Genomic DNA, 12,716 nt, shown 5'->3' on the forward strand with positions numbered 1-12,716 from the left:
CCACGCGCCGCCGCCGAACTCGGCGCCTGGTCAAACCCGCCCCCGACTCGCTACCTTCGGTTGGAGGGGGACAACGCATTGGCGGATCAGAACGTCAGAGGCAGCACTTGGTCGGACGATGAGCTGGACGCCATCGTGGCGGACCACTTCGCCATGCTGCGCGCCCAGTCCGAGGACCAGCCCTACGTGAAGGTCGAGCACGCCCGCGCGCTGGATGAGCGCATTGGGCGCGGCCACAAGTCTATCGAGTTCAAGCACATGAATATCTCGGCCGTGCTGGCCGAGCTCGGTTTGCCGACGATCCGGGGCTATCGGCCCTTGGCCAACTATCAGGCCGCCATCTTCGATGCGCTGGATCGCTACCTGACCGCCCGCCCCGATGCCTGGGCCCTCGGCCTGCCCGCCCAAGCTTCCGGCCTCGCCGAAGAGGGCGCGGTCTATTCCTCCCCCATCGGGGGAGGGGGACCGCCGCAGGCGGTGGAGGGGGCAGCCGCTCCGGGCGCGATCCTCCCCACAACCACCCCGCCCACAGCCAACCCGGCGCCGGGCCTCGTCCGCATCATTCGCAAGTTCGACCCCGCCGCCCGCGACCACCGCAACCGCACCCTCGGCCTGATGGGCGAACAGCGCGTCTTCGACCACGAGCGGGCCTTCCTGATCGCCAACGACCGCGTCGATCTGGCGCGCAAGATCGAATGGACGTCGCAGGAGCGTGGCGACGGCGCCGGTTACGATATCAAGAGCTACGCTCCCGACGGCCGCGAGCGCCTGATCGAGGTCAAGGCCACGCGCGGCGGCGCCACCACCGACTTCTTCCTGACCCGCACCGAGCGCGAGGTGTCACAGGAACGCCCCGAGGCGTGGTGCCTCTACCGCCTGCACGACCTGCCCGCCACGCCGGGCCTGTTCCAGCTCAAGCCCCCGCTGGAGGCCGCCGTGAACCTGAACCCGGAGACATGGCGGGCGCGGTTCTGACCGACGGGGGTCGTTCGAAGCGGATCAGATCATACTTTTCGGCGAACCATTCCACGAACGCGGCGGGGGTTTGGCCCTCGCGCCAGTGATCGGCCAGCTGCTGCTCGTCGATCCCCGCGTCGTCGATGCCGATGCTCCAGTCGCGGCGCATCAGCTGATCGACGGCGGCGGTCCACTGCGTCTTTTCCATGGGGAAGCCCTCCATCCGGAGCCATTTTCATCGCAATTTTCCCGTCTGCGCCAGCCCGCCGGTCACAGGTAAGCATCCATCCCTTCCACGGCCCATTAACCAAATCAGCGCTGGATTCGGCGACTGGCGTCCGAAAATGGCGCAAGCGATAGGAATTATATCCTCACACCAAGTGACTGGATACAGCATGGCCGACACGACAATCGAATGGACAGACGCCACATGGAACCCGGTCGCCGGGTGCGCCATCATCACGCCGGGCTGCACCAACTGCTACGCCATGCGGATGGCTGCCCGGCTGGAAGCCATGGGGCTGGACAAGTACACAGGCCTGACCCGCAAAAGCGGCGGCCGCTACGTCTGGACAGGTAAGATCACGCTCGATGAAGCGTCTCTCGCGGCGCCGCTGAAATGGCGGAAGCCACGCAAGATTTTCGTCAACTCCATGTCGGACCTGTTCCATCCTGACGTGCCGGTGGAGTTCATCGCCAAGGTGTGGGCCGTCATGGCCCAGACGCCCCAGCACACCTATCAGATACTCACCAAGCGGCCTGACCGCATGCGCGCGGTGCTGGACGACCTCGATGTGACGATCCTGCCTAATGTCTGGTTGGGAACGAGCGTCGAGGACGCGGCTGTTCTGTCGCGGCTTGACGACCTTCGTTCAACCCGCGCGATAGTCAGATTCATCTCGTTCGAACCGCTGATCGGCTCGGTCGCCGGTGCAGACCTCACTGACATTCACTGGGCGATCGTGGGCGGCGAGTCCGGCCCCCGCGCCCGTCCGATGGAGGAGCGCTGGGTCGATGAAATCCGCGTCCGCTGCCAGCTGGCTGGCACCGCCTTCTTTTTCAAGCAGTGGGGCGGACGAAACAAGAAGGCGGCAGGACGAACCTACCTCGGCCGGACATGGGATGAACTGCCCGCGTTGAGGACATGTCCCGCAAGCCGTTGAGCCAAACCCACAGCTGGTCCCGAACCGTTGGAGAGCGCAAAGAATAGAGAAAACTGGTGTATTCGCCCTCGGTCCATATACAATCTGAGAGGTTTAGGTACCCAAACGAATAGCTTCTGAAGTCGCTGCTGAACCCATAGTTCCACTGCAGCTTCGTCAGCGATTCGCTGATATGACGGCTGCTCCAAGGCATCCAGAAAACTGCCTTGTGGCGATTTCATATCGTACCATTCGGTTATCCAGTCGGACGTTCCGAACATTCTCGTCAAGCGACGGTCCTTATGACCATCAATCGATGAAGACCGTCGTGCTGCTTGGCGGAGAATCCCATTTATGTTTACTAGGTACCAGACGTCTATGGCTTTGGTTCTCTGAATTGACTCAAGCGTCGACCAGTCAACTGTTAGGCCATAGGGGTCTAGAAACATCACTGCCCGAGTCGATCTCCAGCGCTCGTTGGCAATTGCTAGCGGCAAGACGTCGTTGCAGTCTCCGCGTACAACGTCGATAAGTCGATCGGGATACTCTGTCCTTAATTCTTCGAGGGCTCGAACATGCCCTGCCTTCTTGTCGATAAAAGTCAGTCGATCAAATCGCGGCGTCGCATCTAGGGCAATTCGAGCGGAGCCTTGGCGTTGTTCTCGAAAAGCTTCGCGACTTTCTTCCCAAAAATTGCCGCTAAAAGAAGGGTGATCGATAGTGCGATGCCCCGTTCCGGCGAACGCATCGATGTACCAAAGCCGATTAAAATGCGGCCTGAGCGCTGTAGTATATGCCCTGAGGTACTTGGATATCGCGTCCAGTTTCAGGTCTGTGGACTGATTACCGAACACATGGTCAGTGCTCATAAGATGCGCCCCCGCGCTTCCATAGGTTGTGCACTATGCAAGCTCAGAAAGCCCAATGGTAGTCTAAAATCTGATCGTCACACGGCCCTTTTAACCGGGGACATACGCCGGTCCGATTTCGGGGTGGAGACGGCAGTCTCCCTCAATCATCATCCATCTTCAGCGCGGCGATGAACGCCTCCTGCGGGATCTCCACCTTGCCGAACTGGCGCATGCGCTTCTTGCCGGCCTTCTGCTTCTCCAGCAGCTTCTTCTTTCGGGTGGCGTCGCCGCCGTAGCACTTGCTGGTCACGTCCTTGCGCAGGGCGCGGACGGTCTCGCGGGCGATGATCTTGCCGCCGATGGCCGCCTGGATGGGGATGACGAACATGTGGGGCGGGATCAGCTCCTTCATCTTCTCCACCATGCCGCGGCCGCGGGTCTCGGCGCGGTTGCGGTGGACCAGCATGGACAGGGCGTCCACCGGCTCGGCGTTGACCAGGATGTTCATCTTGACCAGATCGCCGGGCTTGTAGCCCGACAGCTCGTAATCGAAGGAGGCGTAGCCCTTGGAGATGGATTTCAGCCGGTCGTAGAAGTCGAACACCACCTCGTTCAGGGGCAGCTCATAGACCACCAGGGCGCGGCTGCCGACGTAGCTCAGCTCCACCTGGCTGCCGCGGCGGTCCTGACACAGCTTGATGACCCCGCCCAGATATTCGTCCGGGGTCAGGATGGTGGCCTTGATCCACGGTTCGCTGATCTCGAGGATCTGCATCACGTCGGGCAGGTCGGCGGGGTTGTGCAGGTCGATCTCGGACCCGTCGCGCAGCTTGATCTTGTAGACCACGCTGGGGGCGGTGGCGATCAGGTCCAGATTGAACTCGCGCGACAGGCGCTCCTGAATGATCTCCAGATGCAGCAGGCCCAGGAAGCCGCAGCGGAAGCCGAAGCCCAGGGCGGCGCTGGACTCCATCTCGTAGGTGAAGCTGGCGTCGTTCAGGCGCAGGCGGCCGATGGCGGCGCGCAGGTCCTCGAAATCGGCGGCGTCCACGGGGAACAGGCCGCAGAACACCACCGACTGGACTTCCTTGAAGCCCTTCAGCGGGGTGGCGGTGGGGCGCTTTTCGTCGGTGATGGTGTCGCCCACGGCGGCGTGGGCCACTTCCTTGATCTGGGCGGTGATGAAGCCGACCTCGCCGGGGCCGAGGCTTTCGACCGGGGTGTTCTTGGGCAGGAAGACGCCGACCCGGTCCACCAGATGGGTCGAGCCGTTCTGCATGAAGGTGACGCGCTGGCCCGTGCGCAGGTGGCCGTCGAACACGCGCACCAGAAGGATGACGCCCAGGTACTGGTCGTACCAGGCGTCCACCAGCATGGCTTTCAGCGGGGCGTCCGGGTCGCCTTTCGGCGCGGGCAGGCGGGTGACGATGGCCTCCAGCACGTCCTCGATGCCGATGCCGGACTTGGCGCTGCACAGCACGGCGTCGGAGGCGTCGATGCCGATGACGTCCTCGATCTGTTCGCGCACGCGCTCGGGCTCGGCGGCGGGCAGGTCGATCTTGTTGAGGACCGGGACGATCTCGTGGTTGTTGTCGATGGCCTGATAGACATTGGCCAGGGTCTGGGCCTCCACGCCCTGGGACGCGTCCACCACGAGGATCGAGCCCTCGCAAGCGGCGAGGCTGCGGCTGACCTCATAGGCGAAGTCCACGTGGCCCGGCGTGTCCATCAGGTTCAGGACGTAATCCAGCCCGTCCTTCGCCTTGTAGGTCAGGCGCACGGTCTGGGCCTTGATGGTGATGCCCCGTTCCTGCTCGATCTCCATGTTGTCGAGCACCTGCTCGCGCATCTCCCGCACGGTCAGGCCCCCGGTCGCCTGGATCAGGCGGTCCGACAGCGTCGATTTCCCATGATCGATGTGCGCGACAATGCTGAAGTTTCGAATGCGTTCGAGAGGCGTCTGGCTCATCCCCGCGCCGGTATCACGCCCCGGGTGCAGCGCCAAGCGCGGCGCGGAGTCTCCCGCGGCGCGGCGCCTGGAACGCCCCGAGAATTAAGATGTCGTAATGCAGCCTAAGATCGTTTGAGGGGCGTGGCCAAACCGTCTAATCAGCCGGTCTGTCGGGCCGTGTGGGCTCCGGCCCTGCGCGCGCCCGCCTCCCCCTCGGTCCGCGCAGCCAGACGAAGGAATCATGGCGTGGCATACACGACCGCCGCCGGAACTGGCGACTGCCTCAAGAGAACCCTGCGGGGCGGCGTCGCCGCTCTCGGCGCCTGCGCCCTACTGGCTCTGGCCGCGTGCGGCGGCCATGGCGGTGAAGACGCGACAGCGGAAGCGGGCGGCGGGGCTTCGTCCCAGACCGTGACGGTGGCTACGGCAACCATGCAGGATCTGGCGCGCACCCTTACGGCTTCGGGTACTGTCAACGCTTGGGAAGAGGTGCCCGTGGGCGCCGAGACCGGCGGCCTGACCGCCACCGCCGTCTTTGTGGATGAGGGAGCCTATGTGAGTCAGGGCCAACCCCTGGTGCAACTGAATGACGCTCTTCTGCGCGCCCAGCTGGCCCAGCAGGAAGCGGCGGTGGCGTCGGCCGAGGCCAACGCCGAGCGCGAGAACGCGGAACTGGGCCGAGCCCGGGAGCTGCGGGAGCGAGGTTTCCTGGCCCAGGCGTCTCTGGACCTGGCCATATCTGAACAGCGCGCGGCGGACGCCCAACTGGCCTCAGCCCGTGCTGCCCTGTCGGAAACCCGGACCCGCCTGAACCAGAGCACCATTCGCGCCCCGGTGGCGGGCCTGGTGATAAGCCGCAGCGTCACACGCGGCCAGATCGTTCCGGCCGGGACCGAGTTGTTCCGTATTGTCCGCGATGGGCGTCTCGAACTGGACGCCCGGGTTCCTGAGACGGATCTGGGTGTGATCAGCGCTGGACAGAGTGCGGTGGTCACGTCCGATGGTGTGGGATCGGCGACTGGCCGGGTGCGCATTGTGACGCCGGAGGTGGATCCTCAGACCCGCCTTGGCGTGGCCCGCATCGCCCTGACTGGCAACACCGGTCTGCGTCCAGGAATGTTCGCGCGAGCGAGCATCGACGTGGGGGCTCAGCCTGCTGTCACCGTACCGACGCCGGCCGTTCTCTATCGCGAGAACCAACCCGGCGTGTTTGTCCTGGGCGCGGAGAACCGCGTGGCCTTCCAGCGGATCGATGTCTTGTCCCGCACCGAGGAGATGACGTCGGTGAGCGGCCTTGAGGAGGGTGCGCGCGTGGTGGTCGACGGGGCGGGATTCCTTGGCGACGGCGATCGCGTTTCGGTCGCCCGGCCAGAGGCGCCCGCTCCGACGGCGTCCGAGTAGGGCCGCGCCATGAACCAGATTTCCTCCTGGTCGATCAAAAATCCCATTCCCATCATCCTGCTGTTCGTCATCCTGACCCTGGCGGGCGTGATCAGCTTCATGTCGATGCGGATCAATAACAATCCGGATATCGATTTTCCGCTGGTCGCCGTTTCGGCGGCGCGGCCCGGCGCCGCGCCGGCGGAGATGGAGGTCCAGGTCACGCGACTGATCGAGGACTCCATCACCTCGCTTTCGGGGGTGCGCAGAATCTATTCCAGCGTGGGCGACGGATATTCTTCCACCACCATCGAATTCGAACTGGGCACGGACACCGAGCGCGCCACCAACGACGTGCGCAACGCCATGAGCGGCCTGCGGGGCGACCTGCCCCAGGACATGCAGGAACCCGCAGTCCAGCGCATCGACATCACCGGCGACGCCCTCATCACCTATGTGGTTCGCTCGCCCACCATGACGCCTGAGGAACTGAGCTGGTACGTGGACAATACGGTCAGCCGGACGCTCCTGGCCGTATCGGGCGTGGGCGAGGTCAATCGCCAAGGCGGGGTCGATCGTGAAGTCCGGGTCGAACTGGACCCTGATCGCCTGGCCTCTTACGGGGTCACGGCTGCGGCTGTCAGCCAGGCGCTGAACAACGTCAATTCGGACCTGCCGGGCGGACGCATCACCGTGGCCGGCTCAGAGCGTGCAATACGCACACTGGGGTCGGCCGGTTCTATCGAGGACCTGCGCCAGACGCTCATCCCACTGACCGGCGGCGGCGCCATTCGCCTGGGCGACCTGGGGCGTGTGACCGACAGCTGGACCGAGCCGCGCCGCATGGCGCGCTATAATGGCCAGGAAGCGGTGACCTTCAACTTCCTGCGCTCCCGCGATGCATCGGAAGTCCGAACCGCCGAGCGGGTTCGGGAGGTGGTGGCGCAGCTGGACGAGCAGAACCCTGACATCGTCATCGAGCAGATCAGCGCCGATGTCGAATACATTGAGGAAAGCTATCTGGCGTCCATCGAGGCGCTGTTGCTGGGCGCTGCCCTGGCGGTGGCGGTGGTGTTCGTGTTTCTGCGGGACTGGCGCGCAACGGTAATCGCGGCCACGGCCATGCCCATGTCGATCATTCCGACCATGGCCATACTGGAGTTGACCGGGCAGTCCCTGAACGGGGTCACCCTGCTGGCCCTGTCGCTGACCATCGGCATCCTTGTCGACGACGCAATCGTCGAGATCGAGAATATCGTCCGCCACATGCGAGGCGGCAAGAAACCCTATGAGGCCGCCATGGAGGCGGCGGACGAAATCGGCCTTGCAGTGGTGGCCACCACGGCCACCATCATCGCCGTGTTCGCGCCCACCGGCTTCATGCCTGGCATCGTGGGGCAGTTCTTCAAGGCGTTCGCAATCGCCGCCTGTGTCTCCGTAGGCTTCTCACTGCTGGTGGCGCGGACCCTGACCCCGTTGATGGCGGCTTACATGTTGAAGCGCGACGCCAATCATGTGGACAAGGATCCCTTCTGGATGAGGCGCTACATCCTCGCCCTTGCCTGGGTGTTGTCCAACCGCTGGAAGGCGTTTGGGATGGGAACAGGCCTGTTCATCGGCTCCCTGTTCCTGATCCCGTTGCTGCCGTTCGAATTCCAGCCGTCTGGTGATCGCTCGCGTGCCTCCTTCTCGGCCGAACTGCCGCCTGGAGCGACGCTCAGCCAGACTGACGCCGTGGTCCAGCGCATGACCCGCGATCTGCGGGAGCGGCCCGAGGTCACTTCAGTCTACGCCTCAATAGGAGGGTCTGAGCCCCGTCAGGCCTATATCTACGCCGACCTTGTCCAGCCCGGACGCAGAGGTATGACCCAGCAGGAGTTCGCCCGTGAAATGGTGGACCAGTGGGATGCCGTGGCCGGCGCCCGCATTGGTGCCGGCGTAGCCCAGCAGGGAGGCGGTCCAAGTGACGGGACCCGCTACACCTTCTCGATCCTCAGCGACGATGGCGAGGCGCTTCAGGCCGCCGCCCGCCAGATTGAGGCGGACATGCGCGGCGTTCCCGGCCTCGCCAATGTTGTGAACACTGCGGCAATCGCCCGGCCGGAAATCCTTGTCACCCCGCGTATCGATCAGGCCGCCATGATGGGGGTCTCCACGGGAGCCATCTCCCAGACCATACGGGTGGCGACCCTGGGCGACGTGGATCAGAATCTGCCTAAATACAATCTGGGCGACCGACAGATTCCGATCCGCCTGCTGCTGACGAGGGATGCGCGCCAGGACCTGTCGGTTCTGGAAACCCTTCAGGTTCCCACAAGTGCGGGAACAAGCGTGCCCCTGTCGTCGGTGGCCGACATCCGCTTCGGCGCCGGCCCGTCCCAGATTACGCGGCAGGACCGGGCGCGGGTGGCCACCATCACGGCGGAACTGGACGGCGTCAGAACAGGCGAGGCCGCACAGCGGGTGCAGCAACTGGACTCTGTGCGAAACTTGCCTCCCGGCGTACGCCAGACCCCGGCGGGCGACGCCGAGTTCATCCAGGAGATGCTGACCGGCTTCACCATCGCTTTCGCGACGGGCCTGCTCCTCATGTATGCAGTGCTGGTGTTGCTGTTCAAAAGCTTCGCCTATCCGATCACCATCATGACAGCCCTGCCGCTGGCCATCGCGGGCGCCTTTGTGGCCCTGCTGATCGCCGGCTCCAGCTTCTCGATCTCGTCGCTGATCGGCATCCTGATGCTGATGGGCATCGCAGCCAAGAACTCGATTCTACTGGTGGACTACATCATCATCGCCGAGGAACAGGGCCTCAGCCGGTATGACGCCATCATGGATTCGGCGCACAAGCGCGCGCGGCCGATCATCATGACCACCTTCGCCATGGGGGCGGGCATGCTGCCCGTGGCCATCGGCTGGGGCGCCGACGTGGAGTTCCGCTCGCCCATGGCCATCGCGGTGGTGGGCGGACTGATCTCGTCCACCTTCCTGTCGCTGCTGTACATCCCGGCGATCTTCACCATCGTGGACGATTTCTCGCGCTTCATCCGCCGGCGTCTTGGCCGCAAGCCCGAGGAAGAGGTTCCCCTGGAGCAGGAACAGCCGCTGCCGGCGGAGTAGGCGCCGACCCTCTACCGTCTCCATCGGAGAGCGATGGGAGGCTGCTCAGCCCTTTCTCAGGGCTGTGATCGTCCGGTTCGGGGCGATGTCCTCGGCGTCGGTGATCAGGTGGATCAGGGCGGGTTGGATCTTCGCCGCCGCCCGCGCCGCCGTCAGGGCCGAGGGAAAATCCTCGGTCCGGTCGCAGCGCACCCCGAAGGCGCCGAACGCCTCGGCGTATTTCACGAAGTCTGGGTTCTTCAGATCGGTGGCGATGACCCGGCCGGGGTAGTGGCCTTCCTGGTGCATGCGGATAGTGCCGTAGGTCCCGTTGTCCACCACCACGGTGATGATGTTCAGCCCATGCTGGACCGCTGTGGCCAGCTCCTGCGCCAGCATCATGAAGTCGCCGTCCCCGGCGATGCAGATGACCTCGCGGTCCGGATGCACGGCCTTGGCCCCGATGGCGGCGGGAAAGCCGTAACCCATGGCCCCCGAGGTGGGCGCCAACTGGGTGCGGCACGCCTTGTGCCGGTAGAAGCGATGCAGCCAGGCGGCGAAATTACCCGCCCCGTTGGTGACCACCGCGTCCGGCGGCAGGGCGTCGTTGAGGTGCGCCATGCACTCGCTCATGTTCACCGCGCCGGTGACGGGCACCGGGGTGGAGAACGCCTGATAGTCCGCGTGGCCCGTGGCGGCCTCGTCATGCCAAGTGCGGCCCGGATCGATGTCGGACAGGGCCAGGCCCGCCAGGGAATTGTCCGCAGCCGCCGACAGCAGGGTGGGCCAGACCCGGCCCAGCTCCTCGGGGCCGGGGTGGATGTGGATCAGCCGGTCGGCCAGACCCTCGCGCTCGAACAGGGTGTAGCCTTGGGTGGGGTTTTCGCCCAGCCGCGCGCCCACGGCGATGATCAGGTCCGCGCCCTTCGCCCGCGCCATCAGCTTCGGATTGCAGCCCAGACCCAGGTCGCCGACGTAGCAGGGGTGGTCGTTCTTTAGGATGTCCTTGCGGCGGAACGACAGGCTGACCGGCAGGCCGATGCGCTCGCACCACCCGGCCACGGCGTCCGACGCCTCCTGCGTCCAGCCCGAGCCGCCCAGCACCAGCAAGGGCCGTTCCGCTGTCGCCAGCTTCTCGCGCACCTGGGCCACGAAGGCGGGGGGAGGGGCCGAGCGGGCGGGCGTCACGGCGCGCACCGGGGCGGGGCCGCCGTCGTCATGCAAAATGTCCTCGGGCAGGGCCACGACCACCGGCCCCATGCGGCCCTGAAGGGCGGTGGCGAAGGCGCGCTCGACGATCTCGACGGTGCGGGCCGGCGTCTCGATCTCGGTGGCCCATTTGGCCAGCCCGCCGAACACCTCGCGGTAATCCACCTCCTGAAAGGCGCCGCGGCCCCGGTCGGTCAGGGCGATCTGGCCCACGAACAGGATCATGGGCGTGGAATCCTGATGGGCCGTATGCACGCCGATGGCGGCGTGGGTGGCGCCCGGCCCGCGCGTGACCATGCAGACGCCCGGCTTTCCGGTCAGCTTGCCATAGGCCTCGGCCATGTTGGCGGCTCCCGCCTCGTGGCGGCAGGTGACGACCCGGATCTGGTCCTTCACGTCGGCCAGGGCGTCCAGCACGGCCAGATAGCTTTCGCCGGGCACGCAGAACACGGTGTCGATGCCGTTCACGACGAGGGTCTCGACGAGGCGACGGGCGGCGGTGCCTTGCGGCTGGGAGCGGGTTTGCGTCATGGCCACCGTGACTAGCAGATCGCGCGCCACGGCGCCTATTCCGCTTGCGGAACCCACGGCGAAGCTGGACATTCCGGTATCGAATTTTCGTGGAGATATCCCATGCGCAAGATCGTCGTTCTCGCCATCGCCGCCCTCACCCTGACCGTGTCCGCCTGCAACACGGTGCGCGGCGTCGGCCAGGATCTGGAGGCCGCGGGCCAGGGGGTTCAGTGCACCGTTCAGGGCAGCTGCTGATCGCTCAGTAGCCCACGCCGGTCAGATACAGGCCGCAGGACGGCGCGACGGGCCCGCAGGCGGCGCGGTCCCGCGCGTCCAGCGCCTTGCGCACATCCTCGACCGTCCAGCGGCCGGCGCCCACCTCGGCCAGGGTGCCGGTCATGGAGCGCACCTGCCGGTGCAGGAACGAACGGGCGGCGAAGGTCAGGTGAACCTCCTCGCCCGTGCGGGTGACCCGCGCCTGGTCCAGAGTCTTCTCCGGCGACTTCGACTGGCAGTTCACATCGCGGAAGGTGGTGAAGTCGTGGTGGCCCACGAAGACCTGCGCCGCGGCATGCATGGCGTCCACGTCCAGCGGCTTCTTCACATGCCAGACCCGGCCCTTGTCGAGGGCGGGCGGGGCCGGGCGGTTGAGGATGCGGTACAGATAGCGCCGCTCGCGGGCCGAAAACCGGGCGTGCCACGCCTCGCCCCGGTCATCCAGCCCGCCGATCTCGCAGGCCAGCACAGACACCGGCGCCGCGATCATGTGGGCGTTGAGCGCATTCATGACGGTCTGGGCGGGCCAGTCCTTGTCCAGATCCGCATGGACCACCTGACCGGTGGCGTGGACGCCTGTGTCGGTGCGCCCGGCGGCCTGCAGCCGGATGGCCTGACCGCAGAACGACAGGATCGCCGCTTCCACCACCCCCTGGACCGTCGGCAGGTTGTCCTGGGCCTGATAGCCGTTGAAGACCGAGCCGTCGTACTCCAGCGTCAGGCGATAGCGCGGCATCAGGCCAGCACCGTCCCGGCAGGGATCGGGTAGCCGCGTACGAATTCATCGGGTCCTTGCGCGCCCCTGCCCTCGCGCTGGATGCGGGTCAGGCGCACCGCGCTGGTCCCGCAGGCGATCAGAAGCTGGTCGTCCAGAACCTGTCCGGCCGCGCTCGATCCATCCTCCACCCGCGACATCAGCGCCTTGATGCGCGTTCCGTCCGGCCCCTCGAACCAGGCTCCGGGGAAGGGGGACAGACCCCGGATGTGGCTATCGATTTCTGCGGCAGGACGGGACCAGTCGATGCGCGCCTCGGCGGGGGTGATCTTCTTCGCATAGGTGGGCTCGCCCGTCTGCTCGACCGGCGTCGCCCCGCCCCGCTCGATGGCCGCCAGAGCCCGGGGCCACAGCCCGGCGCCCACGTGGGCCATGCGGTCCGACAGGGTGGCGGCGGTGTCGTCGTCGCGGATGTCCATGACCTCGGACAGCAGGATCGGCCCCTCGTCCAGACCTTCGGACATGCGCATGATCTGCACGCCGGTCTGGCGGTCGCCGGCCATGATGGCCCTCTGGATTGGGGGGGGGAGGAAAAAAAAAGGAAAAAAAAAGACCCGCAAGGGGAA

11 protein-coding genes are annotated in these 12,716 nt (G+C 65.5%); 5 read left to right on the forward strand and 6 right to left on the reverse strand.

What is annotated here, in order from left to right:
• Positions 1-78 precede the first annotated feature (78 nt).
• Positions 79-975, forward strand: a complete 897-nt coding sequence (locus tag ACK4FB_RS07555; protein WP_409749990.1) for a DUF3883 domain-containing protein — start codon at positions 79-81, stop codon at positions 973-975.
• Here ACK4FB_RS07555 and ACK4FB_RS07560 read toward each other — a convergent pair.
• Positions 914-1,165, reverse strand: a complete 252-nt coding sequence (locus ACK4FB_RS07560; RefSeq protein WP_409749993.1) for a hypothetical protein — start codon at positions 1,163-1,165, stop codon at positions 914-916. The two genes, ACK4FB_RS07555 and ACK4FB_RS07560, sit on opposite strands and share 62 nt — an antisense overlap.
• A gap of 187 nt (positions 1,166-1,352) precedes the next feature.
• On the opposite strand from ACK4FB_RS07560, the gene ACK4FB_RS07565 reads away from it, so the two are divergent.
• Positions 1,353-2,120: a DUF5131 family protein gene (locus ACK4FB_RS07565; RefSeq protein WP_409749996.1), complete on the forward strand. Its 768-nt coding sequence runs from the start codon at positions 1,353-1,355 to the stop codon at positions 2,118-2,120.
• On the opposite strand, the gene tcmP is transcribed toward ACK4FB_RS07565, so the two are convergent.
• On the reverse strand, positions 2,060-2,968 hold the full coding sequence (gene tcmP / locus ACK4FB_RS07570; RefSeq protein WP_409749999.1) for a three-Cys-motif partner protein TcmP: 909 nt from the start codon (positions 2,966-2,968) through the stop codon (positions 2,060-2,062). The genes ACK4FB_RS07565 and tcmP overlap by 61 nt on opposite strands.
• Before the next feature lie 142 nt (positions 2,969-3,110).
• On the reverse strand, positions 3,111-4,919 hold the full coding sequence (gene lepA / locus ACK4FB_RS07575) for a translation elongation factor 4 (RefSeq protein WP_409750002.1): 1,809 nt from the start codon (positions 4,917-4,919) through the stop codon (positions 3,111-3,113).
• A gap of 228 nt (positions 4,920-5,147) precedes the next feature.
• Here lepA and ACK4FB_RS07580 point away from each other — a divergent pair, with 228 nt between their 5' ends.
• Both ACK4FB_RS07580 and ACK4FB_RS07585 read left to right on the forward strand, forming a co-directional pair.
• Positions 5,148-6,302, forward strand: a complete 1,155-nt coding sequence (locus tag ACK4FB_RS07580) for an efflux RND transporter periplasmic adaptor subunit (protein ID WP_409750005.1) — start codon at positions 5,148-5,150, stop codon at positions 6,300-6,302.
• 9 nt (positions 6,303-6,311) lie between these two features.
• On the forward strand, positions 6,312-9,398 hold the full coding sequence (locus ACK4FB_RS07585) for an efflux RND transporter permease subunit (protein WP_409750008.1): 3,087 nt from the start codon (positions 6,312-6,314) through the stop codon (positions 9,396-9,398).
• 45 nt (positions 9,399-9,443) lie between these two features.
• Here the strand turns inward: ACK4FB_RS07585 and ACK4FB_RS07590 are convergent, their stop codons facing one another.
• On the reverse strand, positions 9,444-11,147 hold the full coding sequence (locus ACK4FB_RS07590; RefSeq protein WP_409750011.1) for a thiamine pyrophosphate-binding protein: 1,704 nt from the start codon (positions 11,145-11,147) through the stop codon (positions 9,444-9,446).
• A 72-nt stretch (positions 11,148-11,219) separates the two neighbouring features.
• Between ACK4FB_RS07590 and ACK4FB_RS07595 the strand changes: the two genes are divergently transcribed.
• Positions 11,220-11,354, forward strand: coding sequence for an entericidin A/B family lipoprotein (locus tag ACK4FB_RS07595; RefSeq protein WP_409750014.1), 135 nt, complete (start codon positions 11,220-11,222; stop codon positions 11,352-11,354).
• Positions 11,355-11,358: 4 nt separating this feature from the next.
• Here the strand turns inward: ACK4FB_RS07595 and truA are convergent, their stop codons facing one another.
• Both truA and ACK4FB_RS07605 read right to left on the reverse strand, forming a co-directional pair.
• Positions 11,359-12,111 (reverse strand): tRNA pseudouridine(38-40) synthase TruA, encoded by a 753-nt coding sequence (truA, locus tag ACK4FB_RS07600; protein ID WP_409750017.1) that lies wholly within the window; start codon positions 12,109-12,111, stop codon positions 11,359-11,361.
• A partial coding sequence (locus tag ACK4FB_RS07605) for a methionyl-tRNA formyltransferase (RefSeq protein ID WP_409750020.1) occupies positions 12,111-12,716 on the reverse strand: 606 nt, incomplete at its 5' end. The genes ACK4FB_RS07605 and truA, both read right to left, overlap by 1 nt.

The organism is Brevundimonas sp. (assembly GCF_046299535.1).
Lineage (GTDB): Bacteria > Pseudomonadota > Alphaproteobacteria > Caulobacterales > Caulobacteraceae > Brevundimonas.